Source organism: Bradyrhizobium sp. 2S1 (assembly GCF_011516625.5).
GTDB lineage: Bacteria > Pseudomonadota > Alphaproteobacteria > Rhizobiales > Xanthobacteraceae > Bradyrhizobium > Bradyrhizobium septentrionale.
Genome location: NZ_CP147717.1, coordinates 148995 through 172185 on the forward strand (window position 1 = coordinate 148995; position 23191 = coordinate 172185).

The following is a 23191-nucleotide window of genomic DNA, read 5'->3' on the forward strand; positions in this document are numbered from 1 at the left end:
GACCTGTATGCTCACCCATCCCACCCACGAACGCCTGATCGAGCTCGGCTTGAGCGGCATGGCCAAGGCCTTCGAGGAGCAGCGACGATCACCTGATCTCGAAGCCTTGCCGTTCGAAGATCGCATCGGCCTGCTGGTCGACCGGGAAGCCGCGGAACGCGACACCAGGCGGCTCACTACGCGCCTCAAGCTGGCCGCGCTCCGCCAGAATGCTTGCTTGGAGGACGTCGATTTGCGCACGCCGCGGGGTATCGACCGGGCCGTCTTCGCCAAGCTGGTCAGCGGCGACTGGATCGATCGCCACGAGAATTTGCTCATAACCGGAGCGACCGGATTGGGCAAAAGTTGGTTAGCCTGTGCCCTCGGCCACAAGGCCTGCCGCGACAATCGCTCGGTTCTCTATCATCGCGTCCCAAGATTGTTCGAAGCGTTGGCACTCGCGCGGGGGGATGGACGTTATGCCCGCTTGCTCAAAACCCTTGGCCGCGCCCAGCTTCTGATTTTGGACGATTGGGGATTGTCAGTGCTCACCGCTGCCGAACGGCGCGATCTACTGGAAGTCCTTGAGGACCGCCATGGCCGCGCCTCCACCATCGTAACCAGCCAACTCCCTGTGGACACATGGCACGAAGTTATCGGAGACCCAACCTACGCCGACGCTGTCCTCGATCGCCTCGTCCATAACGCTCACCGCCTCCAGCTTGCCGGCGAAAGCATGCGAAAACGCAACGCCAGAACCATCACCCTTGACGAGCAGCCAGAACGCTGACTCTATCACCGCCTCGGCCGGAGCGGGCTGCTCACGATCGTCTGAATTCGCCGCTCATGATCGCGCGAAATCGCTGCTCACCATCACTGAAATATGCAGCGGGCGAGGCGCTCAAGCATATCGCCGAGTTCTATGCCATCGAGAAGGACATCCGTGGCCGTAGCGCCGAGGAGCGCTGTCTCGTTCGGCAACAGAAAAGCCGACCGCTCGCGGAAGCCTTCGAGCAGTGGCTCCGCGCAAAGCTCGCGTTGATCAGCCAAAAGGGCAAGCTGGCCGACGCCATCCGCTATGCGCTCTCACGCTGGGAGGGCCTGACGCGCTTTATCGATGATGGCCGTATCGAGCTCGACAACAACGCCGTAGAGCGCTCGATCCGTCCGATCACGCTCAACCGGAAAAATGCGCTGTTCGCAGGCTCCGACGGTGGTGCCGAGCACTGGGCTATCATCGCCTCCCTGGTCGAAACCTGTAAGCTGAACGATGTCGATCCGCTTGCCTACTTGACCGACGCGCTCACCAGGATCGTCAACGGTCATCCGAATAACGAGATCGATCACCTGCTGCCGTGGGCCTATTGCCGTCACGACCTCAAAGCTGTGGCCTGAAAACAGCGCTTACCTTTGACCAATCCTGGCCACTTTTCGTTCGCTCGCGCAAAGCGCGTGCGCTCGCCCGCGCGTACAGGTTGCTGGTGGATCACGACTTCAAGCATGCTCGTTCTCTTCGATATTCTCGTAGCTCCTGGAAGGGCCTCGTGATCATATTCATGCGTTTACCAGCGAAGAGGCTCGAATCGAACGTAGCGTCACATTGTACGATGCCGAGGTGTTCGCGACGATCCTTTGGCAAACGGGCGAAGCCACACCGGTAGTCTGTGGCGGTCGCGGAGACCTAGCGTACGTACAACGCTGACGATGGCAGCTGTCACGGCAGTTGCCGAATATTGAATAGGTCGGGATTGCGTATCGCCGGCCTATTGGCAGAGGGTGAGACAATGACGGCCGATGCCGTTGATGTATGCGTGATCGGGAGCGGCGCCAGCGGCTCGATGGTCGCCTACGAGATCGCCCAAAGCGGTTTGCGAGTGCTCCTCCTTGAGGCAGGTCAGGCGCTTCCTCCCGACGCCTCGCTGGCGAGCGTCCAAAGTCGCATGGATACCGCCTTGGTTCGGTCTGCGGCAGGTACGTTGACTCCGTTCGGTCGTCCGTGGACCGTCTGTGCGCTCGGCGGTGGAATGACTTTGTATGCCGGAATAGCCTTCCGTTATCGCATCATCGATTTTGACGCACGAGCGCATACCGCTGGAGATGCACTCGACCCGGCCTGGCCGATCGACTACGCCGAACTGCGCCCCTTCTATGAGGAACTCGAACGGCGGATGGGAGTGGCCCGTCTGGCCGGCGCGGACCGGCTCGAGCCGCCGAGCGATCCTCCCATTCTGCCGCCCCATGAGTACAGCACGCAGGGGCGGTTGATTGCCGATGCGGCCAAGCGCCTGGGCCGGCTGCCGTTCCCCACCCCATTGGCAATCAACTCACTGCCATATCGCAACCGGCCAGCCTGTCATTGCGACCGTCCCTGTAACGAACATCTGTGCCCAACCGGCGCGCGAGCCGATGCGCGCTCGCCATTCACAGATGTCACCCTGCCGCCTGGCGCACTGACGGTCGCTTCGGGCAGCAGGGCAGTAAGTATCGATCTGGCCAGTGTCAGCCGCGCGGACTCGGTAGAATGGCTCGACACGCTAAGCAGACGACGCGCCCGGGTTCGCGCCCGCTGCGTGGTGCTCGCCGGCAACGCAGTGCAGTCCGCGGCCCTGCTGCTCCGTTCGAGGCAGCGGGCAGCGCCGAACGGCATCGGCAATGCCTCTGGTATGGTCGGCGGTGGCATCTCGTTTAAGATCAGCGGCTACGTGTCGGGCAGCACCAGGATAGATCAGCTCTCCACGCCCCCCTCTGGCGGCCCATTTTCCACCGTCGCGATATCCGATCACTACCTGGACGACGAGGTGCCGTCGGGACTGGGCGGAATGATCTACGAAGCCAGTGGAGCTCAGCACACGGGCCACCACGGAGAGACAAACGTACGGCTGCATTTCCTGGCGGCCGACCAGCCCATGCGCAACAATGCCGTCCGATTGGCCGCCAGTCGGGACCGGCTGGGTTTAGAGAAGATCATTCTCGATTACTCGACCCATCCGCTGGACAAACGCCGATTAGGCTATCTGTCACGACGCGCGTCGAGCTTGCTGGCCGAGGCCGGCGTGGAAAAGGTCGATTACCAAGATTCCGGCTATCAGTTCGGCAGCGGGCATCTGCATGGCGGCTGTCGGGCCGGGATCGACCCGGCACAATCGGTGGTCGACCGCTGGGGCCGGGTACACGACATTGACAACCTCTACGTCGCGGATGGGGGCTTCTTCCCCTATGCGGGAGGCGTCAACCCGACCTTCACGATCCAGGCGAACGCGCTGCGGATCGCTCGAAGAATAGTCACGCAGCTGATCTAACGAGCGTGGATCATCAAACGGAGACCGGTCTTGTCGACCAACATACCTAGTCGTACCGTGGCCGCGACCGACGGGCCGAAATCCGCACTGCGCCGCGCCCTCCGCGTCACCGCCTCGGAAAGATGGGATCTCAACAGGCGCTTTCCGGTCGTGATGGCCCGCGCGTCCGGCGCGCATGCGTGGGATATCAATGAAAAGCAATATGTCGATTTCACGTCCTGTAGCGGGGCCGCGCCGCTAGGAGCCGGATACGAGCCGGTCGTTGCGCACGCCGCCGCTGAGATGCGCCGGACCGGCGGCATCCTCCCCGGGCCGCTATCTGTGCACCGGATCGAACTGGCCGAACGGCTGGCTGAGATATTCCCGATCGCGGAACGCGCGGTGTTCTTCCGCACCGGCTCATGCGCTACCAGTGCTGCGGTTCGCCTTGCCCGCGCGTTCACGGGCGTGAACCGTGTGCTCACCAGCGGATATCACGGCTGGCACGACTGGCAGTTGCAGGACCGACCGGATATGGGGCTGCCTAACCGCGACCGGGACAGCGTGGACTTCCGCTATGACCTCGACTTGCTCGACGAGCTCGCCAGCGTCGAGCGCGTTGCGGCAGTGATCATCACGCCGGAGGTCAACTTCTTCCCGCCCGAATACCATAAGGAGCTGCAGAGGCAGGTGCATCGGCATGGCGCCTTGCTCATTGTCGATGAAGTGATGACCGGATTCCGCTACGCCTTCGGAGGCTACCACATGGCGGTCGGCCTCACGCCTGATCTGATTACGCTGAGCAAAGGACTGGCGAACGGAATGGCATTGTCCGCGGTCGCGGGTCGGGCGGATGTCCTCAGTTCCGGCGAAAAGACCTACATGGGCAACACCTATCAGCGCGAGGTCACTCCATTCGCGGCCGCGCTGAGTACGTTGGACGCGGTACGCGACGGGACCGCGCTGGCCCGGATGCGCGAGGTTGGCGAGCAACTGATCAAGGGACTCAATGCGGTCTTCGCGAGCCGGCAAGTCGCAGCATGGTCGTTCGCATGGCCGACCATGTTCGACGTCGTTTTTGCCGACGCGGAGCTTGGTCAGGCGTTCTTCCAGCAGATGTGGGCGCGAGGCTTCCTCATGCAATATGGCGGCCGCTTCATGCCGTCCGCGGCGGTGTCGAACGCCGACGTGCAGGCGGCTATTGAAGCAGCTGCAGAGGCCTTGCCGGCTGCGCAGTCGCGGGTGGACAGCAGCAATGGCGAGCGGGATCGACTTGCAGCCGCCATACGGTTTGCCGGTGATCACTTCGTTGCGAGCCCTGAGGCAGTTCGGCGCTGGTTCACTGCACCAGCCCATGAATGAGAACGGATTTCCAACAGAGGATACTCACATGCCGCAGCCCGATCCATTTTCCACATCCCCCGTGCTGCTCGGCGGCGAGAACCGGTCGGGCACGACCTTGTTGAGCGTGGTGCTTGACTCGCATCTTGATCTGGTAGCCGGGCCGGAGATCGACTTCCTTGAGCCGCCCAATCTCGGCCCGCACATTCTACATGCGACGGACCTGCTTGCCGCTGGAGATCCGCGGGTCACGGGCACGACCAAGAGCGCGATCGATCCGTTCTGGTACGACGGCGTGCATTTTGTGGTGCAATGCCGCCGGTTCGGTCTGGACGTCAATGACCTGCTCGAGCTCGTCAGCAAGGTCATGCTCGATTTGGGCAGCGACATTGTTTCACTCGCCGACCGATGCAAGCTAATCAACGAGATGGGCGAGTTGCGCAGGACGCGCAGCGGCGCTCGGCGCTGGGGATTGAAAACCGCAGCGCAAGATCGCCCAGATCGACGACTTCGCCCGGCTATGGCCGCACGCGCATTTCGTGCATATCGTGCGCGACGGGCGCGACGTTGCTGCCTCGCATCTGAAAACCGTTCCTGATTGGGGGTACCGGACTGTGGCCGAGGCCGCGTGCGGCTGGTTTGACGTGGTATCCCGGCCGCATCAGATCGTGCCGCCCGGTCGCTATCTGGAGGTGCGTTACGAGGATCTTGTGGGCAGTCCTCGGCCCACGCTGACCCGAATCCTGGACCATCTCGGCTTGCCTTGGGACGAGGCCGTGCTGCGTCACGCCGAATACGAGCACGCATTGTTCGAACAACCGCACGGCCACCCGGCGGCCGAGGCTGCGGGAAAGCCGCTGCACCAAGGCCGGGTGGGTCGTTACACCAAGGATCTGACGCGAGCCCAGATTGCGAAGTTCGAGCAGATCGCCGGAAGTGAGCTGGTCCGCCTCGGCTATTTGCCGCTTGCAAGCCCGTCTGGCGACGCGTGAGTCGCCGGAACTGTTCCGCCGTGATTGGCGGGTTGCCGCGCAGCTATCTTGCGCTGCTGGTCGGCCAGACCATTTCGCTGCTGGGCTCCAACGTCACCATGCTGGCGCTACCGCTGACCGCAATCACCCTCCTGGACGCGGGACCGGCGCAGACGGGGGTGCTGCTGGCCTGCAGTCGGGCGCCGTGTCTGATGCTGAGCCTGTTCGCCGGAGTCATCGTGGACCGTCTCCCGCACCGACGAATCCTATTGACCGCCAACGTCGTGATGGCGGCAACACTGGCGACGATTCCGTTGTCCGTGGGCCTTGGACATCTTGGAATGGTCCAGCTGTACGCGACCAGCCTGCTGGTTGGGGGTGTCGCGGTGATCGCCGACCTGGCATATCTGGCGTGCATACCGATAGTGGTTAGACCGCTCCCGGCTGGTGCGGGCGCAGAGTTCATTGGAGCTCAGCCAGGCGATCGCGATGGCGGCAGGTCCATTCCTGGCCGGCTGGCTCGTCAACGCGCTCTCCGCACCGACCGCGATCCTGGCAGACTCTGTCTCGTTTCTGCTTGCCGCCGCGTTGCTGTTGCTGGTGCCGATGCGGTCCGCTGGGCGCTCAACAGCCGCCTCGTGCGCGGTACTCTGCCAAGTGGCTGAGGGGCTGGCGGGCGTGTTCGGCAATCCGATCTTGAGGGCGGTCACTTTAGCCACCGCCACGTTCATCTTTTGCCATACCGCATATTCTGCAGCCTTTCTGTTGCATCTGACCAAGGATCTCGGATTCGACAGCCGGATCGTCGGCGTGGTGCTCGGAATCGGCGCGCTTGGTGGTGTGGTCGGCGCGGCTAGCTCGCCCTCGGCCGGCCGGGCAATCGGCATCGGCCCGGTGTTAATGGTCGGTTTGGCCGTGAGCACCGTGGGCATGAGTTTGGCCACCCTGATCACCGAACCCCGGTGGGCCGCGGTGGCATGCGTTTCGCTCTCCCAATTCATTCTGTGGATCGGCCAGGGGATCTACAATGTGCAGCAGGTTCCCCTTCGATACGCGTTGGTCGCGCAACGCTTGCAAGGCCGGGCCAATGCGAGCATCCGCAGCGTGGTGTGGGGACTGGCGTCATTGGGTGCGCTGGCCGGTGGCGCAGTCGCTGCGGCAACAGGCTTACGCATTACGTTGCTTGCGAGCAGCCTGCTTGGCGCCGCCTCGATAGTTTGGATTTGGCGCTCCCCGCTGCGCCGCACGCGCAGCTTGCGTGTGTAACCGACACGACGGACCGGCGCATCACATCAAAGAATTTGGCGATCTTGATCGGCAACCGGGTCGGCTGACGGTGTGGCGGATCAACATTCCCGCCCCTGTCAGCTAGCGGGCCGACGCGCGCGTCCGTCTTTTGTTCTGGAGAGGCCTTCGATCTGCTCGGCCTCGCACTTCGCGACCGTTTCATGGTGTCCTGTATGGACAATCCGAGGGGGCGCCCGATCGGATTGCTTGCCGCGCTGGAGCGCCGGTTTTTGATTGGCCGCGATTCTGATGCCCGCGAGACATACCTGTGGACCAGTCACTAACAGAAGCTGCGTGAACTTCCGCCCACCCCGGCACCGCCACGGCACGAACGGCGATGGATCGCTATCTCGCCGAAGTGGCAGCGCAGGTCCATCTGATCAGCGACCCTGATGGCGGCCGCCACGACTCTCAATGTACTAACCTAGAGCATTTTCCGATCACGTTGCGTCGTAACCAGCCGCGACGAGATAATTTTGGCATTCCTCGGGTGAGAAGCGCTTGAGAGCGTTGGCGATTGCTTGCCAGAGATCGGGCATGGTGCGCGCTGCGGCGGCCCGCAACAGGGCTTTCAGTTTAGAGAAGGCCATTTCGATCGGGTTGAAGTCTGGACTGTAGGGCGGAAGATAGAGCAGGCTTGCTCCGACCGCCCGGATGGCCTCTCGAACGCCATGGACCTTGTGAGCGGGCAAGTTGTCCATGATAACGGTATCGCCCGGCCGCAGCGATGGGGCGAGCAATTGCTCGACGTAGGCCAGGAAAGCGTCGCCATCCATTGGACCGTCCAGAACAAGCGGCGCGATCAGACCGTCGGAGCGCAATCCAGCGGTGAATGTCGTCGTCTTCCAATGTCCGTGTGGGATAGCTGCACGACATCGCTCGCCGCGTGGCGAGCGGCCGTAAAGCCGCGCCATTTTGGTGTTGGCGCTGGTTTCGTCGATGAAGACGAGACGCTCAGGGTCAAGATCGATTTGCCCTTCGAGCCACTCCTCACGCGCGGCATTTATATCGCCGCGCCGTTGCTCGGCGGCGTGCGCTGTCTTTTTTTAAGTGTGATCTTTCTGCGCTGGAAAAAACGCCAGAGCGACGCGATGCCAGTCGATATTCCACGACGTTTCAACAGTTCTCGCAACTCGGCGAGCGTGATATCCGGCTTCGCTGTCACTGCCTCCAGAATCAATTGCGAATGCGCTTCGATGCGCTGCGATTTGCGGTCACCGCCCTGGCGTTTAGGAACGATGTCGCCAACTTCCTTGAGGCGACCGCGCCAGCGGATCGCACTGGCCGCGCTGACACCAAAGCGCTCAGCAGCCTGTCGACAGGACATGCCACCGTCAATCGCGGCTATCACCCTTTGACGAAGATCAACCGAAAGCGCCCTGGCCATACATGCTGGCCTCCCTCGCCAGCATGCAGCTTGAATCTGACTCGCGCCGTTTTGGGAATCCCCACCCGATTCATTCCGGTCGGAAAATGCTCTAGGAGCCCGTCCAGATATGTTTTCGTGACGGGCATTTGTTGTAGAGTAGCAGGCTCAGGCTGCGTTTGCGAGGTTGAACAGCTTGAGGAGGTTATGGACGGTGCAGATCATTGTCCACTCGGCGCGCACTTTCTCGATGCCCCGCAACAGGAACTGGCGGAAGCCTCTTGCCTGTTTGATCTGCCCGAACACCGGCTCCACCACTTGCTTTCGCAATCGGTAGGGTGTTTCGAAGCCGCCATCGTCGATCTTCTTTCGCATGGCCTGTGTCAGCGGGCCGCCGACTTTTCCGTTCGCTACTGTCGGGTGCTTGGCGCGTCCGGGCGCGACATAGCCATCGATGCTGCGTGTGTCGAGCGCTTCGAGATTGGCTTCGCTGCAGTAGCCGGAATCCGCTGAGGCCTGCCGCGGCTTGCGGCCAAGATTGCTCTCGATGGCCTCGATCAGGGGCACCAACTGGCCCTGATCGCTGCCGTGCTGGGTCAGTTCTTGCGCGACAATGATCTGGGCATGAGCATCGACGGCCGCCTGGGCATTATAGGCCTGAACGAAGCCATCCTTCGACTTCATGATGCGGCTTTCCGGATCGGTGAAGTTGCGTTGCGCCTTGGGATTGGGTTCCTCCGATGGCAGCGCCGCCGGTTTGCCCGGCTTCTTGCGGCCTTCGGCCTGGCGCTGCTGTTCCTTTTCGGCCTCGATGCGGCGCTCTTCCTCCGCCGCCAGTTTGGCGTCCGCTTCCAGCGCCGCCATCGCTTGCTGGATCTTCGCCAGCCGTTTCTGCTTGTCGACGGTCCAGTCCGGCAGTTCGTCGCTGTTGCCGAAAGTCTCATCCTCCGAGGCATCCGCCGCCTCGGCGGCCGCCAGCATGCGAGCGACCTCGGCCTTCAATTCCGCCTCGCGCTTCTTCATGCGCTCATAACTCATCGCCTTGTGTTTCGACGCGTTCGCCTTGATCTTCGTACCATCCAGCGCGACATGACCGAGCTTGACCAGCCCGGCCGTCTCGCACAACTTCAGAACCTGCACGAATAGCGCGCCGAGCGCCTTCAAATGTCGCTTGCGAAAGTCGCTGATCGTCCGAAAATCCGGCGCATCCAGCGCCACGATCATCACAAAATCGTTCCGCTCCCGGCAGGCCTTGGCAATCCGACGCGACGAATACAGCCCACTCGCATAGCTATGCAGCAGCAGCGCCACCATCATCCGCGGATCAAACGGCGGCTGCCCAAGCCCGCTCACATAGCTGCCCATGATCTCCCTGAGATCGAGGCTCTCCCGCACCAGATCAACCATAAACCGCGAGACATGGCCTTTCGGCACGAAGTCCTGCACATTCGGCGGCAGAAGCAGCGTCTGATCGATGTTCCAAGGCCGAAAATACTTGCTCATCGCCCAATGTTGAATCAGACCCGACCAGATTTGAACAGCGACTATCCAGACAAGCTCCTAGAGCAGCTGTGAGCGAGCTTTCCGGCGCCAAGGACCAGCGCGTATTGCACGCGTCGCAACACAACGCTCAGAGCCAAAGCCGGTGCTTTGGAATCCATTGATGCTGTATGGACACTGACAGGCCGGGGCGCCGAGGCGATGTCGGATCCGCAACAACCACGAACCTAGAGCGGGATGAGTATTGGTTGAATCGGATCGCCGCGGTTGCGGTTCACCTCTCCCCGTCGGGGAGAGGTCGGATTGCGCTCGGCGATGCGAAGCATCGTCCGGTGCAATCCGGGTGAGGGCTCTTGGCTCTCTCGGTAGACCGCAACCCCTCACCCGATTTGCTACGCAAATCGACCTCTCCCAAGGGAGCGGTGAACTTTCGACGCCGCTCCAGCTCAACCTAATCTCATCATGCTCTAGCATTCTCAGATCCGTAGGCTATTTGGATCGAGCTGATGGCACGGTCGTTGCAAAACCCTCGCTCAACATTTGCCTCTGTACAGCAGACTGAATGGTTCCCGCCAGGATCATGAGCGAGACGGCAGGACTGAAAAAACCGCGAGAAAGAAGCTAACCAACGGAGACGATCGTGCGACAAACTGCATCCGGCGGGGAACAACGACCCTTTTTACCGATCTCACGTCTTCCTATCTGCGGTGTTGACCGGATCGAACGCCGATGCTTCAGCCCGTCTTCGCATTGGAGCAATTAGAGCAAGGTTGACCGGGTGACAAAACTGGCGCGGCTCAAGGAACTACGAGACATGATGCAGCTGCTTTGGCAGTTGTTCGAATCCGTGCAGCAGCTTCCTAGAGGCCCAGAGCATACAGCAGCCGTTCAGACGCTTAAACAGTATGAGCGCCGGCTGATGGAGCTGATTCAAGCATCTGAAACGGCTCGCGCGGCTATCCGCGACGTCACTCCCAGCGCCGATATATCAAAATAGCGATTATCAGCAACTCAGCAATTCTCACGGGAGTCTCATGCATCTCCCGTCCGTAAGCCCGTGCAACGGCAACAACCGAGAACGTCAAAGGACATGTAGCGAGCGAAGCCACGAGGCAACGAGCCCGCTTGCCCGATCGATCGCTGTTACACAACAATGTGCTACATAAATCTGGGGCAAGCTCTTTCACCGACGAACGGGGCTGCCGGATATGGCAGCTAGAATTGCGTATTTTTCAGCAATACGTCACCCTCCACTTCGCGGGGATAATGAGCCGCCACTTCGAATGATGGTAATAGGTCGAGAATGGCTTGCAGGGACAGCTGCCCCTCGTAGAGCTCGCGATCGCTATATTCCGTGTAGATGAAGCGCGTGTTGCTTAACGTCTGCACGCCACCGGCGATGACATCGGCCTCGGCTCCTTGAACGTCCATCCAGATGAAATCGACCGTGTTCAGTCCAGCTTCGCTGCACCAATCGTCGAGCCGTCGAGTTTCAACCGAGAAGGGACGGTCGAAGCGAACCCAATCATACTCGGTAAGATGGTTCTTCGGGCGGCGTATTGAGCCAGAGAGGTCCCATTCCTTTGCATCTCCATCTGCATTGCTTGGATGGAAGTCGATCGTCCCGTTTCGTTCGCTGATCGCAATTTCAAGCAGCTTCACCTTATCGAGATGTGGACCGAGCTTCTTCTTGAAACGCGCGATCGCTCGGGGGTCCGGCTCAAAGCAGTAAAGCTGAGCTTGTGGGCACAGGGTGAGAAAATGTGCCGTATCGGTTCCGTCATTGCAGCCGATATCCAAGATCACTGGATTGGACATCCCAAGAAGTGACAGAATATGCTGATGTACGTCCACAGAAGACACGGGTTGTTTTTCCATTGGAACTCCGTTGACACTTTGTCCTAGACGCGCAATCACACGTCAGACATCCCAGCACAACGTATATCAACATATATAATTCATATGCCGGCGCGCGAGCAGTCGCGGATGCCGCTCTCTTTCGCTCGAGCGTGGCGAGGGATGATGCTGCCGCCACTGCCGGCTTGTCTTGCGAAGCGGGCCGCGGCGTGCTCTCGAGGGCGCCATCTGGAACGCGATCTTCGCGGTGGCATAGGCGATTTGCGAGTGGCCCTTTGACCACTGCATCGCGATCTGGCTTCGCAAGGCGATAAAGACCCGCGCCGAACGGATTGTGGTCTGATTGTCACCAGTCTTGATACCACCTTCGGGCACCAGGTACCGGGAGCGGCCACGGGCGACTGCGGCCGCTCCAGGAAAGGCTACTGATCGACGTTCACTCCGCATAGATGATAATTGTGATGAACTGAACGAGCGCCGGCCTCCGTTCGAACGGTATCGGGCGATCACCAGCATGCGATCGAAGAAATTGGCAAGGTAAAGCCTGCCTTGACCCTATCCATAACCACCATGGTTTCGAAGCGCTCTATGTCCGGATTTTCATGAGAGAGGCGGCGGGTAAATTGCTCGTACTCCTCCAGATTATCTGCGGTAACGAGCAGGACGAAGTGGGCCTGACCGGTGACATAGAATCCGCTCATCACCTCAGTCATTTTGCAGATTGTGCGCTTGAAGCGATCAACGATGTCGGCTCGATTCCGGTGAAGTGAGACGAGAACCAGCAGGGTCACGTTTGGTCCGATTGCTTTCGGAGAAATGATTGAGACGTCCGCTTCGATTACGCGCAGTGCTCGCAGGCGCTTCAGTCGGCGCTGAACGCCAGAGGCCGACAACCCGACCTTCGCGCCGAGTATTTCACTGCTCAGACGGTTGTTTCTTTGCAGTAAGTCAAGAAGGCGGGCATCAGTTCTGTCAAGTTTCATGGTTCTGGCGGGATCAACGGGCGAGCAGGTTTTTCCACGACCAAACCCGGCCCCTCGCTTGAGCCCTGCCCTTCCAATACGTGATCAGATCGTTCAAGCGGGGAGCGGTAGGGCGTCAGACCAGCTCGGCTCGCACGCCCGCTCGCTTTGTTGATTTTCGAGCGACGAGCTTGCTCAGCCAGCTGCGGTCGGCTTGCCGGCGGGCGCGCAGGCGATCGAGGCACTTCCTTGAACAAAGAGAGGTCCGCCATGAGTAGTACCGGACCAGTCCGAACTGACCATTACAGACGGCGCATCGTTTGACGATGCTAATTCCGAGAGTTTCAGAGCAGTAGCGCATTGTTGTCTCTTCGTGCCTTGCCCGACTGATCTCCCTTCACACCCATTGCGTACATGATGCGCTCTATCGCAGACCTTTTCACCGCAGCGCCGGTTTAGACATCGCGAGACCAAGATGCTGCGATGACCAAGCTTCGGGCGCGCCGCACCTTGCTTCAATACATCAGTTGACCGATTTTGCGAAGCCAGTAGCAGCGCCGCACAGGACGGACTGCGCTGGCGAACAGCTTGTCTCGCCCAATGCGCGCGTGTAACGCCCGCTCTATTCGCCTGGCGAGGACGTCGTCGAACAGCTGGTGGGCTAGTGGGAAAGCCCATCTCGGACAACCGACCTAACCTTCGACGGCCCCGGGCAGTCCAATAGCCGGTGCGAACGAATATTAACTGTCGTAAGCTGGCTAAAACAACGAGCCGCTAGGAGCGCTGAGCAACAAGGCGGCGCGACAGCCGCCCAAAACGCAACGTAACATCGACCGAGCGTGACCGGCTGGCTCCTTCCGCAATGATATCTTAAGGGGGACTCGGTGAGAGCACATTTAGAGAGCTCGGTGATCGTTCCGTGGGATGCGGCATCCGTCGATCCACGCGCGCAACTGATTGATAGGACCTTGGTGCAGTGTTCCGCTTTTACTTTGAGTGCTTGGGATCCGCTATCGCAGACTCATCTGCATCAGACACTCGCAAGTGACGGTTACTCCGAGAAGCTGCTCGATCACATCAATGATGATTTCGTCAAAGACAATCCTGCCTTCACCATTGCGCATCAGGATGATCCGCGCTCGCTCAGGTGGCGCGATTGTGAGCGAGACTGGAACCTTTGGTTTCCCGAGACTCTGACGGCGCGCGAATTTCTCATTCCATCGGTACGAGGGCTCGACGATGTGCTTGCGGTTGTCGGACTGCCGCTACGTCGGTGCTTTCCAATGAAGTGGACTACATCAGCGGAGGCAACGGATGAGCCGTAAGCGCGCATTTTACTGCACAGGCTGCGCGCGCGGCTGGCCGCGGCGTCGCGTGGCGCCGGGGCCCAGCGGGATCATCGGAACGGCTTGATTGATCCTGAGCGTTTGACGGTCAGCCGCTGTCGTTGTCAGCTGGCAGGTTTTTTTGAGCGGTGCAATTGAACGGCAACAGATCTTCGATATCGGCGTCTGGCGCGCGTTGGGGCAATTCGGTGAGCGCGTGACGTAGCCATGCATAGGGATCGACGCCGCATGCCCGGCATGTCAGCACCAAACTGTAGATCACGGCGCTTGCCTTGGCGCCGGCAACGGTGTCGCTGAACAGCCAACTTTTTCGTCCGGTGCAAAACGGCCTGATGTCGCGCTCCAGAACATTGTTATCGATCGGGGCGAGACCGTCACTGGTGTAACGGGTCAGATAATCCCATTGGTTGCGTGCATAGGCGATCGCCTTGCCGGTCAAGCTTTCGGGTAGCACCTTCGGCGCCTGGTCGTCGAGCCAGGTCCGGAAGGCGGCCAATACCGGCAGGCTATGCTGCTGGCGCAGCCGCAAGGTGTATGCGGCGCGCGTTTCGCCGTCGGGCGGCGTCTGGCGCGCCACCCTCTCGACCTCGTACAACGCCTCGAAGAACTTGAGCGCCTGCAATGGCGGACCGCCAGGCTTTGTCCTGGCCTTGAGCGCATCGGTAAATTTCCTGCGCGCATGCGCCATACAGCCGAGATGGGTCGCGCCTGTCAGCGTGCGCCAGGCGTCATAGCCGTCGCTCATCAACAAGCCGCGATAGCCGGCCAGGAAGGCCTGAGGATGTTGCTGGCCGCGACCGGGCTGGTAATCGAACAGCACGACCGGCTGCGCGCAGTCCTGGCCGCTGCGATAGGCCCACATGAAGGATTTGGCCTGCGCATCACGGCCGTCCTCTTTAAGAACCTGGACCCAGGTTTCGTCGCCGTGGACCAGGGGCTGCGACATGAGCTTTTGCTGTAGCGCGTCATAGACCCGATGCAGATGCAACTCGCTCGCCCGGATCACCCAGTTGCCCAGCGTCCCGCGGCTGATGCTGACGTCGGCGCGCCCCAGCGCGTCCGCCACACGGTACAGCGGCGTGCCGTCGACGTATTTGTTGGCGAGCACCAGCGCCAGCGTCGATGGCGTGGCGACGCTACCCGGCAGCGGCTGCGCCGGCATCGGCGCGGTCACAATCGGGGTGTTCAGCGCGGTGCGCTCGCAGTGACGGCAGGCATATTTGAACCGCACATGTTGCAGCACCGACGCCTTGACCTCGACGTGCAACTGCTCGGTGACGGTCTCGCCCATCCGATGCATCCGATTATGGCAGCACGGACAGTCCTTTTGATCCTCACCCAGATCGTGTTCGACGCGTTGGCGCGGCAGATCGTCAGGCAGCGGCTTGCGGCCGCGTGCCTTCGGCGCCGGCTTTGGAGCCTCCGGCAATCCCGTGTCCGGCACGGCGACCGCCTCGACATCGTCGTCGTCCCGGCTTTCAGCGGCGGCCTGCTCGGCTTCGTTGAAGATGCGCTCCTTGAGCTTTTCGCTCTTCGGCGCATACCGGTGCAGGCGCTCCAGGCGCAACTGCTCCTCTAGCCCGTCCTATTCGTGAGAGTGCGTTTTTTTGGTCCGATTGATGTGGCCGCACATCTGCTCTGACGAGGCGCGCGGGATTGCCTTCGGCTTTTCACCGCCTGACGACCGGTACTTTGCAACGCGCTTGAGGTGTAGGTTGGGCGAACGGGGGGCGGACGCCCCGCCGGTCAAGGACCGAGCGGCAGCAGCGCGCCTGGCAAGCCGCGGATCAGGTCGGCTTCGGGACATGCCGCGGCAAACGCAAGGCGAATGCGGCTCGTGGTCTCGACGACACGGGCAGCGAGTTTCAAGAGACGAAGACGCAGCGTCGCGAACTCGGCTGTGGCCAATTCCCGGGCTTTGGGAATCGCGTCGCGCACGGTCAGCATCAGCCAATAAGCGGCGGTGTGGAGAACGAGGCGGACTTGATTGGCGAGCGCCGAACGGCAGCTGGTGCGATCGGAGGCGAGCTGTGTCTTATGCAGCTTGATCAGATTCTCGGCTTGGCCGCGCGCGCAATACAGGCTGTCGTAGATCCACTCGGCCGAACCGACATCGAGGCTGGTGACGACGAAACGGATGTCGAGGCCGAGCATCGTCGCCTCAATACGGGCGACGGTACGCCGTTCGCGATCCCAGGACTTTGCCTTGTGGCGCGTCTCGGTATAGCCGCGCAGAACCGGCAGGTTCTCGATGGCGCGTCGCGTGCGGATGTCGTCGGCGGCCTCGTCGACTTTTCTGGCGAGCGGCTTGGTGCCGGACAGACCGAAGATGTAGTCGATGCCGTTGGTCTCGCACCACGCCATTGCCTCCGGCCGGGCATAGTGCCCGTCGCCACGGAACGTGATTCGCGTGTTGTGCCACCGCGTCCGGATATGCCGTATCAGGCGGCGCAGGTGGGCACGCACCTCGACGCCGCCCGGCGTCTTGCCGGGCCGCAGCACGACCGCCACGGGCCGGCTCTTCTCCGTGTCGTAGACGTGGATCGGCAGGAAGCAGCGTTCGTCATAATGAGCGTTGAACAGCGAGAGCTGCTGATGGCCGTGGACGACATCGCAGGTATCATCGATGTCGAGCGTGACGGATGCCGGCTCGCGCGGGTAGCTATCCATCCATGCGTCGACCAAAGTGTAGGTCAGTCGGATCACGTCGCGCAGGCGCGGAGCATTCTCCAGCCGCGACAGCGTCGGTTGGGAACACAGATCGCGACCCGTGTCCGGCAGCCGTCCGCAGGCCAGCTTGAATGCGGGATCGGACCGCAGATGATCGAGGTCGTCGGCGTCCTCGTAGCCGCAACAGATCGCGAACATGCGCGCGCGGAACATATCGACAAGGCTGTGCACGACCCGCGTCGGATCGCGCCGATCCGGGAACACCCGGGCCAAATTGTCGGCCAAGCCGAGACGCCGCTCGGCCATCGCCAGAAGCATCACGCCCCCGTTCGAGGTCAGCCGACCGCCATCGAAGGCAGCTGTGACTTTCTTGGCGTGAACGGCTGGAAACGAGAAGGGCAGAATCGTATCGTCGGTCATGGCGGGCGTGGCGTTCGCGGTTGAGGTGATGGGGTTGGCTTCGCAACCGAATCCTACGCCGCATCAGCGCTTTACACCACGCTCGCCAGCCTCTCAGGCGCACTCTGACGAATAAGACGGGCTAGATGCAGCACGCGTTGTGCGAGTTTCTCGTTTTCGGCCTTCAGCGCCGCGATCTCGGCCGCGTGCGCCGCGATCAAGGCTTCCAGTTCGTGCGTCGTGGGCTTGCGACTCATCGGAGTCTTGAATCGAAGTCATGCCGCCGCGTCAACCGGGCTCCCATGTCTTCGTCATGTCTTCGGCCGCGTCATCTGAGAACGGCCATGCCGAAGCCCGATGACGCCGCCCGCATCGAACACGCTCAGCCCACGCTCTGATATTGCCGCACCGGATGACGACGCACCGCCGCGATGTTGATGCCGTCAAGCAGCCAGTGCAGCTCCTCCGTCGTCAGCGTCAGCACCGCCTCCTGACTTCGGGGCCAGTGGAATCTGTCGGCCTCCAGCCGCTTCAGCAGCATCCAAAATCCTGACCGATCATAAATCAGCAGCTTGATCCGGTCGCGGCGACGATTGCAGAACGCGAACACCGCGCGCTGGAACGGATCCAGCCCCATCGACTGCTCGACCACGATCGCCAGGCTGTTGATGCCCGCCCGGAAGTCAATCGGTTCGCGGTGAAGGTAGACCCGAAGATCAGACGCCAGTCGGAACATCGCAACGCCCCAGCGCTTCAATCACCGCCGACAGCAACTGCGCGTCGCCGCCTTCCAGCGAAAGCGTCACGCCGTTGGGCATCGATGCCGTCAGCCGCCCTGCACAGGATCGCTCCGTCGCGCAAACCGCAATCGCGCCAGCAGATCGAGTTGGCGACGGCGACGGCGCGCGAACCGGAATAAAGGCTGGCGCAATCGGCGCCCGCGCCTCCGGCTGGCCATCCCCGTTCTGAAGTTGTCGCTTGGCCACCCACTTGCGCAGCAGGTTCGCGTTCACGCCGTGTTGCAGCGCAAGCCCCGCCAGCGACACGCCAGACTGCAGACAGGCCTCGACCAGCCGCTGTTTGCTGGCCGGATCATAGCGACGCCGGCCATTGCGCAACACGCCGACCGTCTCAAGTCTCAAAGGTTCTTCTGGAGTGATCATCGATCGTGTCCACCTCGCTCATGGTGGACACCTCATCCCATCCCCGCGCTCAACTGCATAGGTGCGTAGAAAGGAGCGCTTACGATGAGCCCAAGGACATCACTCAGCGATTTCGTCCCATTCTGGCCGAGCTCTGCGACCGGCTGAGAACGCCCCCTCTACTCGCAGAAGGCGTGGCTCCTAACTCGTTTGCGTTGGTGATTTCTTCAAGTGGCGCCGCTTTCAACTTGCTGGCACGTGCAGCGGGTCGACATCTGGGCGAAGGGGGTGCAAACTGCTCGCGGAAATGCTTAGGCACTGGGCCCCGCGACGCTTCCTGTGGAGCGATGACAGCGGCCAATGCCATCACGTCTCAATTATACCCTGCCAGCATACCATGGTCGTGGTCACCGAGGAGCAGATTTCGTGGCCATACGATCTCTCGCTCAGAGAGATCCAAGTGTTGCATCTGGTTGCAACCGGCGCGTCAAATCCGCAAATCGCACAGCAGATGTTCGTCTCGCCGCGCACGGACCGATCGTCAGATCGAGCGCGCCTGAAACGCATTTTGCCGACTGCATCGCCCCGCTTGCAAATAGGGGGCCGGCTGAAGTTGCTTATGGCTCTCTCAGCCCACAAAACACGCGAGAACACGCTGCTCCAGGGCGCGTATTGCCAAGGCGTTGCCATCTTTCACCATACACGAGGGAGGAACTCCCGCAGCACAGTTGAATCGGCGTGGGTGGAGCGAGCGTCGACGACGGATCGGGCCAATGCGGGCCGACCATCAGCTCCGCTTGGCATCGCCGCAGATTGCAGCCGTGCAACGCAGAACACGCATTCGCCCGAGAGCACCAAAATCCCGCGTGCAAAGCAGCACAGCGGTGTCAGCTCGAGGACGATCATCAGCCGCTGTTGCTCACTGCCTCAATAAGCGCGTCGATTTGACTCTTGGTCGTCCCTGGCGCAACGACTAAATGGCTTACGTCCTGAGTCGCAATTTGCCATTTAGCCTTGATACACTCATCGACAGCAGGAAAGACGACCGTAAGCGCATTAGGATTACGCCAGGCGCTGACGCCTCGGGCATTGAGTTCCCTGGCTGCATAGGCGGCAAGCTGTTCGCATTCAACAAACATTTGTTTGATGCCCTCGACACCCAGACGACGGATCGCATACCAAAGGATGATCGGTGTATAGGCATTACGCGAGCCACTCAAGGTCGCGTCGAAGCTCCCGATGTAATCGATAGAACGCTCGATACGCTGAGCATGAATTTTACGCTAGAGAACGATACCGCAGGGCCTTGGCGCGCCAAGGAACTCATGTCCGCTGACCGTAACCGAGTCCGCTCCATCCGCGAAATCGACATGCGGCCTCGGGCTCAAGAGAGCCGCGTATGCCCCGCATAGTGCCGCGTCGGAGTGAACGTAGATAGCGTCAATACCGACATCGCGAAGCACGGCGCGTATCTTGAGCGTATCGTCCCTGCCTTCCTTCATGGTGGTGCCTATGTTTGCCACCACGACGGCGGGCCTTTCACGAGCCGCTTCCTGCGCCAGATGGTCATAGCTGATCTCTCCATTTGGCTGCGAACGAACCACGCGGTGCTCAACCCCGAGCAGAGCTCACGCTGTAATGGGTATCAGACGAGAAATACGTCACAGCATCCGGATAGAGCTCACGGGCGAGATAAAGACCGTGGATGTTACCTTCCGTCCCTCCGTTGGTGATGTAGCCCCGAAATTCCCGCGGTGCTCGAAACAGCTCGGCGAAGAATTCGATAACTTCCCGTTCCAGGGTATGCGGGTTGACGCGATAGGTTCCTGGTTCGAACGGGTCTCCAAGGTTGTTGTCTGTGAACTTCAAGAAGCGCCATAAGGGTTCATAGTCGATCCCCTCGCGAACGGGTATCCCAGAAAGCATTCATTTGCCTCCTGCATCGTGGAGAACAGTTCGTCCACTTTTTTGATATACTGGGATTGCAACATGACGAGCGCGTCTTGCAGGGGCCGAACTCGGCGGCCCTGCGATCTATTCGGATCCTGATTCATGGGTAGAACAAAGCTTCTGCCCGGCCCGGCCCGCGCGTACGGTCCATCAAGACTGACGGCGCACCATCGGGAAAATGGGCGGCGAACTGCCGACCTGAACCTCACCCACGATCTTCCATCCCAGCCGCTCATACAGACGTGCCGACCCGAGACTGGTGGCCTCGTTGAATGCCAAGCCTTTCGCCTCGTCCAGGATTGCAAGGCCGTATTGGAAAAGACGGCCGCCCCGGCCCGATCCTTGATGCATGGGATCGATGCCCAGCATGGTGAAATACCAGTGTGGCTCCTCGGGGTGATACTTGCCGAACTCCTCGAATAGCACCTTTCTGGCCGTCTTCGAGATACGCGCCACTTCCATCGATGTAGGGATCGCCGGCGTAGTATTCCAGGAAGCCGGCGAAATGGCGAAAGTAGCGCTCCCGTTCTGGATATAGCCATCTCAGCAGCAGGCAGGTCGTAAAGGCTGTCGTCAGAACGGCAATGACCTTCGGACGGTCGGCAGGGCCGACGATCTTGATAGACCCGTTCTCTTTTGACGCGGACTGCATGATTGCTCCTTCCAAATCCGTCCAAGCGGTTTCGATGCCAAAGCCCAACAGCGCAGAGCCGCGGATCACGAGGGTTGGCACTCGAGTGCCCTGCCAATCGTGAGCCTGCATGCATCGGACTCCTCTGACCAGCCTGACTTGCCGCGACCCAAGCCTGCATGATTTAGGCCAAGGCGTGACGATCGATGCTGGTGCTTTGACGAGATGCAATGTCACTTTCACGACAGCTTGACGGGCTGGGTACGCCAGCGCGTTTGCTTCCGGACGAACATACGCGCAGGCCAAGTGTACGATTTAGCAGAACTGCAGGCAGGATCAATCAGCTCATCTTTGGCCTGCCTCTTGCTATAAAGGCGCTGTTCGCAATGTGCCTATCTCCAACCCGTTCAAATGCTCAGGAGGCCTGCATGAATTTCCGTCCGCTTCACGATCGCGTCGTGGTCAAACGCATCGACGCAGATGAGAAGACCGCTGGCGGTATCATCCTTCCCGACACAGCCAAGGAAAAGCCCTCGCAAGGCGAAGTTATCGCCGTTGGCCCGGGTGGCCGTGACGAGACCGGCAAGCTGATCCCGATCGACGTGCAGGTCGGCGACCGCGTGCTGTTCGGCAAGTGGTCGGGCACCGAGGTCAAGATCGACAGCCAAGAGCTATTGATCATGAAGGAAAGCGATGTCATGGGCGTTCTTACCGACGTGTTCTCAAGAAAGAAGGCCGCCTAGTTCATCGTTCACACTGCTTATCCCCGAAGAGTGCCGGCCGGGCGCCCCGAAGGTCGAAATACAACTGAAGGAATCATTATGTCAGCCAAAGAGGTCAAATTCGGCGTAGAAGCGCGCGATCGCATGCTTCGGGGTGTCGATATCCTCGCCAACGCCGTTCAGGTCACGCTCGGTCCGAAGGGCCGCAACGTGGTGCTCGACAAGTCGTTCGGCGCTCCGCGCATCACCAAGGATGGGGTCGCGGTCGCCAAGGAGGTGGAGCTGGAGGAAAAGTTCGAGAATATGGGCGCGCAGATGGTGCGCGAGGTCGCCGCCAAAGCCGCTGACGCGGCCGGAGATGGCACCACGACCGCGACCGTGCTTGCGGCTGCCATCGTTCGCGAAGGCGCCAAGTCGGTTGCCGCCGGCATGAACCCGATGGACCTGAAGCGCGGTATCGACCTCGCGGTCGAAGCCGTCGTTGCGGACCTCCAGAAAAACTCGAAGAAGGTCACCTCGAACGAGGAGATCGCCCAGGTCGGCACCATTTCAGCCAACGGCGATGCCGAGATCGGCAAGTTCCTCGCCGACGCCATGAAGAAGGTCGGCAACGAGGGCGTGATCACGGTCGAGGAAGCCAAGTCGCTCGAGACCGAGCTCGACGTCGTCGAGGGCATGCAGTTCGATCGCGGCTACATCTCGCCCTACTTCGTCACCAACGCCGACAAGATGCGCGTGGAAATGGACGACGCCTACATCCTGACTAACGAGAAGAAGCTCTCCTCGCTGAACGAGCTGCTGCCGCTGCTCGAGGCGGTGGTGCAGACCGGAAAGCCGCTGGTCATCGTCGCTGAAGACGTCGAAGGCGAAGCCCTCGCCACCCTCGTCGTCAACCGCCTGCGCGGCGGCCTGAAGGTCGCGGCCGTCAAGGCTCCGGGCTTCGGCGATCGCCGCAAGGCCATGCTGCAGGACATCGCGATCCTGACCGGCGGCCAGGCCATCTCGGAAGACCTCGGCATCAAGCTCGAAAATGTCACGCTGCAGATGCTCGGCCGCGCCAAGAAGGTGATGATCGAGAAGGAGAACACCACGATCGTCAACGGCGCCGGCAAGAAGGCCGACATCGACGCCCGCATTGCCCAGATCAAAGCGCAGATCGAGGAGACCACCTCGGACTATGACCGTGAGAAGCTGCAGGAGCGTCTGGCCAAGCTTGCGGGCGGCGTAGCAGTAATCCGCGTCGGCGGCGCGACCGAAGTCGAAGTGAAGGAGCGCAAGGATCGCGTTGATGACGCGATGCACGCCACACGCGCGGCCGTCGAGGAAGGTATTTTGCCTGGCGGGGGCGTCGCCCTGCTCCGAGCGTCCGGGCAACTCAAGGGCCTGAGCACCAAGAACGACGACCAGAAGACCGGCGTCGAGATCGTGCGCAAGGCGCTGTCCTGGCCTGCCCGCCTGATCGCGATCAATGCTGGCGAAGACGGCTCGGTCGTGGTCGGCAAAGTGCTCGAGAAGGATCAATATTCTTTCGGCTTCGATGCGCAGACCGGCGAATACAGCAATCTTGTCTCCAAGGGCATCATCGACCCGACCAAGGTCGTGCGCATCGCAGTTCAGAACGCCGCCTCGGTTGCTGCACTCCTGATTACCACGGAAGCGATGGTCGCCGAGCTGCCGAAGAAGGCTGCGGCCGGGCCCGCAATGCCCCCGGGCGGGGGCATGGGCGGCATGGACTTCTGATCCAGCCTCTCTCGGCAGCCATGACTGGCAGAACCCTGGCAGCAATGCCG

At 60.9% G+C, this 23191-nt stretch carries 23 protein-coding genes and 3 pseudogenes; 13 read left to right on the forward strand and 13 right to left on the reverse strand.

From position 1 onward, the window contains the following. Positions 1 to 7: 7 nt before the first annotated feature. From istB to HAP54_RS00695, 8 genes and pseudogenes are all read left to right on the forward strand, one after another. Positions 8 to 769: an IS21-like element helper ATPase IstB gene (istB, locus tag HAP54_RS00660; RefSeq protein ID WP_029085260.1), complete on the forward strand. Its 762-nt coding sequence runs from the start codon at positions 8 to 10 to the stop codon at positions 767 to 769. Positions 770 to 867: 98 nt separating this feature from the next. Then, positions 868 to 1374: pseudogene (locus HAP54_RS00665) on the forward strand (IS66 family transposase); the annotation flags it as partial. Between the two features lie 389 nt (positions 1375 to 1763). Beyond that, on the forward strand, positions 1764 to 3278 hold the full coding sequence (locus HAP54_RS00670; protein WP_166307282.1) for an FAD-dependent oxidoreductase: 1515 nt from the start codon (positions 1764 to 1766) through the stop codon (positions 3276 to 3278). 30 nt (positions 3279 to 3308) lie between these two features. Then, on the forward strand, positions 3309 to 4619 hold the full coding sequence (locus tag HAP54_RS00675; protein ID WP_166298520.1) for an aminotransferase class III-fold pyridoxal phosphate-dependent enzyme: 1311 nt from the start codon (positions 3309 to 3311) through the stop codon (positions 4617 to 4619). Between the two features lie 28 nt (positions 4620 to 4647). Then, on the forward strand, positions 4648 to 5196 hold the full coding sequence (locus HAP54_RS00680) for a sulfotransferase (protein WP_224741428.1): 549 nt from the start codon (positions 4648 to 4650) through the stop codon (positions 5194 to 5196). Further along, positions 5147 to 5590, forward strand: a complete 444-nt coding sequence (locus tag HAP54_RS00685) for a sulfotransferase family protein (RefSeq protein ID WP_234583949.1) — start codon at positions 5147 to 5149, stop codon at positions 5588 to 5590. Before HAP54_RS00680 ends, HAP54_RS00685 begins: the two co-directional genes overlap by 50 nt. Positions 5591 to 5688: 98 nt before the next feature. After that, a pseudogene (locus tag HAP54_RS00690) lies at positions 5689 to 5940 on the forward strand (MFS transporter); the annotation flags it as partial. A gap of 94 nt (positions 5941 to 6034) precedes the next feature. Then, positions 6035 to 6835: an MFS transporter gene (locus tag HAP54_RS00695; protein WP_283843096.1), complete on the forward strand. Its 801-nt coding sequence runs from the start codon at positions 6035 to 6037 to the stop codon at positions 6833 to 6835. Positions 6836 to 7296: 461 nt separating this feature from the next. Here HAP54_RS00695 and HAP54_RS00700 read toward each other — a convergent pair. Together HAP54_RS00700 and HAP54_RS00705 are read right to left on the reverse strand one after the other, a co-directional pair. Then, positions 7297 to 8243, reverse strand: a protein-coding gene (locus HAP54_RS00700; RefSeq protein ID WP_166293914.1) for an IS630 family transposase whose coding sequence is annotated in 2 segments (ribosomal slippage) — positions 7297 to 7904 and positions 7904 to 8243 — 948 coding nt in all. Because the reading frame shifts where the segments join, the coding sequence is not laid out codon by codon here. Between the two features lie 147 nt (positions 8244 to 8390). Continuing rightward, positions 8391 to 9725, reverse strand: coding sequence for an IS1182 family transposase (locus HAP54_RS00705; RefSeq protein WP_166202952.1), 1335 nt, complete (start codon positions 9723 to 9725; stop codon positions 8391 to 8393). 775 nt (positions 9726 to 10500) lie between these two features. Here HAP54_RS00705 and HAP54_RS00710 point away from each other — a divergent pair. Then, positions 10501 to 10719 carry a hypothetical protein gene (locus HAP54_RS00710; RefSeq protein ID WP_166298521.1) on the forward strand — a complete coding sequence of 73 codons (219 nt, stop codon included), beginning with the start codon at positions 10501 to 10503 and terminating at the stop codon, positions 10717 to 10719. A 218-nt stretch (positions 10720 to 10937) separates the two neighbouring features. On the opposite strand, the gene HAP54_RS00715 is transcribed toward HAP54_RS00710, so the two are convergent. Continuing rightward, positions 10938 to 11585, reverse strand: a complete 648-nt coding sequence (locus HAP54_RS00715; RefSeq protein WP_029084833.1) for an FkbM family methyltransferase — start codon at positions 11583 to 11585, stop codon at positions 10938 to 10940. Positions 11586 to 12085: 500 nt separating this feature from the next. Next, positions 12086 to 12562 carry an Lrp/AsnC family transcriptional regulator gene (locus HAP54_RS00720; protein WP_029084834.1) on the reverse strand — a complete coding sequence of 159 codons (477 nt, stop codon included), beginning with the start codon at positions 12560 to 12562 and terminating at the stop codon, positions 12086 to 12088. A gap of 887 nt (positions 12563 to 13449) precedes the next feature. Here HAP54_RS00720 and HAP54_RS00725 point away from each other — a divergent pair. Next, positions 13450 to 13866: a hypothetical protein gene (locus tag HAP54_RS00725; RefSeq protein ID WP_166298522.1), complete on the forward strand. Its 417-nt coding sequence runs from the start codon at positions 13450 to 13452 to the stop codon at positions 13864 to 13866. 109 nt (positions 13867 to 13975) lie between these two features. Here the strand turns inward: HAP54_RS00725 and tnpC are convergent. The 5 genes and pseudogenes from tnpC to tnpA form a co-directional block, all read right to left on the reverse strand. Then, positions 13976 to 15466: pseudogene (gene tnpC / locus HAP54_RS00730) on the reverse strand (IS66 family transposase); the annotation flags it as partial. A gap of 167 nt (positions 15467 to 15633) precedes the next feature. After that, positions 15634 to 16977 carry an IS1380-like element ISBdi2 family transposase gene (locus HAP54_RS00735; RefSeq protein ID WP_166297949.1) on the reverse strand — a complete coding sequence of 448 codons (1344 nt, stop codon included), beginning with the start codon at positions 16975 to 16977 and terminating at the stop codon, positions 15634 to 15636. A gap of 71 nt (positions 16978 to 17048) precedes the next feature. Then, positions 17049 to 17213 (reverse strand): hypothetical protein, encoded by a 165-nt coding sequence (locus HAP54_RS00740; RefSeq protein ID WP_166298523.1) that lies wholly within the window; start codon positions 17211 to 17213, stop codon positions 17049 to 17051. A gap of 125 nt (positions 17214 to 17338) precedes the next feature. Beyond that, positions 17339 to 17692: an IS66 family insertion sequence element accessory protein TnpB gene (gene tnpB / locus HAP54_RS00745; RefSeq protein WP_166205730.1), complete on the reverse strand. Its 354-nt coding sequence runs from the start codon at positions 17690 to 17692 to the stop codon at positions 17339 to 17341. After that, positions 17673 to 18119, reverse strand: a complete 447-nt coding sequence (gene tnpA, locus HAP54_RS00750) for an IS66-like element accessory protein TnpA (RefSeq protein WP_166205731.1) — start codon at positions 18117 to 18119, stop codon at positions 17673 to 17675. The genes tnpB and tnpA overlap by 20 nt, the downstream gene beginning before the upstream one ends. A gap of 376 nt (positions 18120 to 18495) precedes the next feature. On the opposite strand from tnpA, the gene HAP54_RS52350 reads away from it, so the two are divergent. Continuing rightward, the gene (locus HAP54_RS52350) at positions 18496 to 19032 is read left to right on the forward strand and encodes a LuxR C-terminal-related transcriptional regulator (protein WP_166298524.1); all 537 of its coding nucleotides are present in this window, start codon (positions 18496 to 18498) and stop codon (positions 19030 to 19032) included. Here the strand turns inward: HAP54_RS52350 and HAP54_RS00755 are convergent. From HAP54_RS00755 to HAP54_RS00770, 4 genes are all read right to left on the reverse strand, one after another. After that, complete coding sequence (locus HAP54_RS00755; RefSeq protein WP_224741427.1) at positions 19004 to 19318, reverse strand: hypothetical protein; 315 nt, start codon at positions 19316 to 19318, stop codon at positions 19004 to 19006. The genes HAP54_RS52350 and HAP54_RS00755 overlap by 29 nt on opposite strands. Positions 19319 to 19381: 63 nt before the next feature. Then, a complete protein-coding gene (locus tag HAP54_RS00760) occupies positions 19382 to 19702 on the reverse strand; it encodes a pyridoxal-dependent decarboxylase (RefSeq protein ID WP_234583745.1) in 321 nt (106 codons plus the stop codon). Positions 19703 to 19709: 7 nt separating this feature from the next. Further along, positions 19710 to 20024 (reverse strand): hypothetical protein, encoded by a 315-nt coding sequence (locus HAP54_RS00765; RefSeq protein WP_165125908.1) that lies wholly within the window; start codon positions 20022 to 20024, stop codon positions 19710 to 19712. 174 nt (positions 20025 to 20198) lie between these two features. Then, complete coding sequence (locus HAP54_RS00770; protein WP_051346782.1) at positions 20199 to 20510, reverse strand: GNAT family N-acetyltransferase; 312 nt, start codon at positions 20508 to 20510, stop codon at positions 20199 to 20201. A gap of 597 nt (positions 20511 to 21107) precedes the next feature. Between HAP54_RS00770 and HAP54_RS00775 the strand changes: the two genes are divergently transcribed. Together HAP54_RS00775 and groL are read left to right on the forward strand one after the other, a co-directional pair. Further along, entirely contained in the window at positions 21108 to 21422 is a 315-nt protein-coding gene (locus HAP54_RS00775; RefSeq protein WP_166298525.1) for a co-chaperone GroES, read from the forward strand. A gap of 78 nt (positions 21423 to 21500) precedes the next feature. After that, positions 21501 to 23141: a chaperonin GroEL gene (groL, locus tag HAP54_RS00780; protein ID WP_166298526.1), complete on the forward strand. Its 1641-nt coding sequence runs from the start codon at positions 21501 to 21503 to the stop codon at positions 23139 to 23141. The last annotated feature ends 50 nt before the right edge of the window (positions 23142 to 23191 follow it).

Coding starts and splice junctions, on each gene's coding strand:
- istB (WP_029085260.1), top strand. CDS start 8: ATGCTCACCCATCCCACCCACGAACGCCTGATCGAGCTCGGCTTGAGC.
- HAP54_RS00670 (WP_166307282.1), top strand. CDS start 1,764: ATGACGGCCGATGCCGTTGATGTATGCGTGATCGGGAGCGGCGCCAGC.
- HAP54_RS00680 (WP_224741428.1), top strand. CDS start 4,648: ATGCCGCAGCCCGATCCATTTTCCACATCCCCCGTGCTGCTCGGCGGC.
- HAP54_RS00705 (WP_166202952.1), bottom strand. CDS start 9,725: ATGAGCAAGTATTTTCGGCCTTGGAACATCGATCAGACGCTGCTTCTG.
- HAP54_RS00720 (WP_029084834.1), bottom strand. CDS start 12,562: ATGAAACTTGACAGAACTGATGCCCGCCTTCTTGACTTACTGCAAAGA.
- HAP54_RS00735 (WP_166297949.1), bottom strand. CDS start 16,977: ATGACCGACGATACGATTCTGCCCTTCTCGTTTCCAGCCGTTCACGCC.
- HAP54_RS00740 (WP_166298523.1), bottom strand. CDS start 17,213: ATGAGTCGCAAGCCCACGACGCACGAACTGGAAGCCTTGATCGCGGCG.
- tnpB (WP_166205730.1), bottom strand. CDS start 17,692: ATGTTCCGACTGGCGTCTGATCTTCGGGTCTACCTTCACCGCGAACCG.
- tnpA (WP_166205731.1), bottom strand. CDS start 18,119: ATGATCACTCCAGAAGAACCTTTGAGACTTGAGACGGTCGGCGTGTTG.
- HAP54_RS52350 (WP_166298524.1), top strand. CDS start 18,496: ATGGTCGTGGTCACCGAGGAGCAGATTTCGTGGCCATACGATCTCTCG.
- HAP54_RS00765 (WP_165125908.1), bottom strand. CDS start 20,024: ATGCTTTCTGGGATACCCGTTCGCGAGGGGATCGACTATGAACCCTTA.
- HAP54_RS00770 (WP_051346782.1), bottom strand. CDS start 20,510: ATGGAAGTGGCGCGTATCTCGAAGACGGCCAGAAAGGTGCTATTCGAG.
- HAP54_RS00775 (WP_166298525.1), top strand. CDS start 21,108: ATGAATTTCCGTCCGCTTCACGATCGCGTCGTGGTCAAACGCATCGAC.
- groL (WP_166298526.1), top strand. CDS start 21,501: ATGTCAGCCAAAGAGGTCAAATTCGGCGTAGAAGCGCGCGATCGCATG.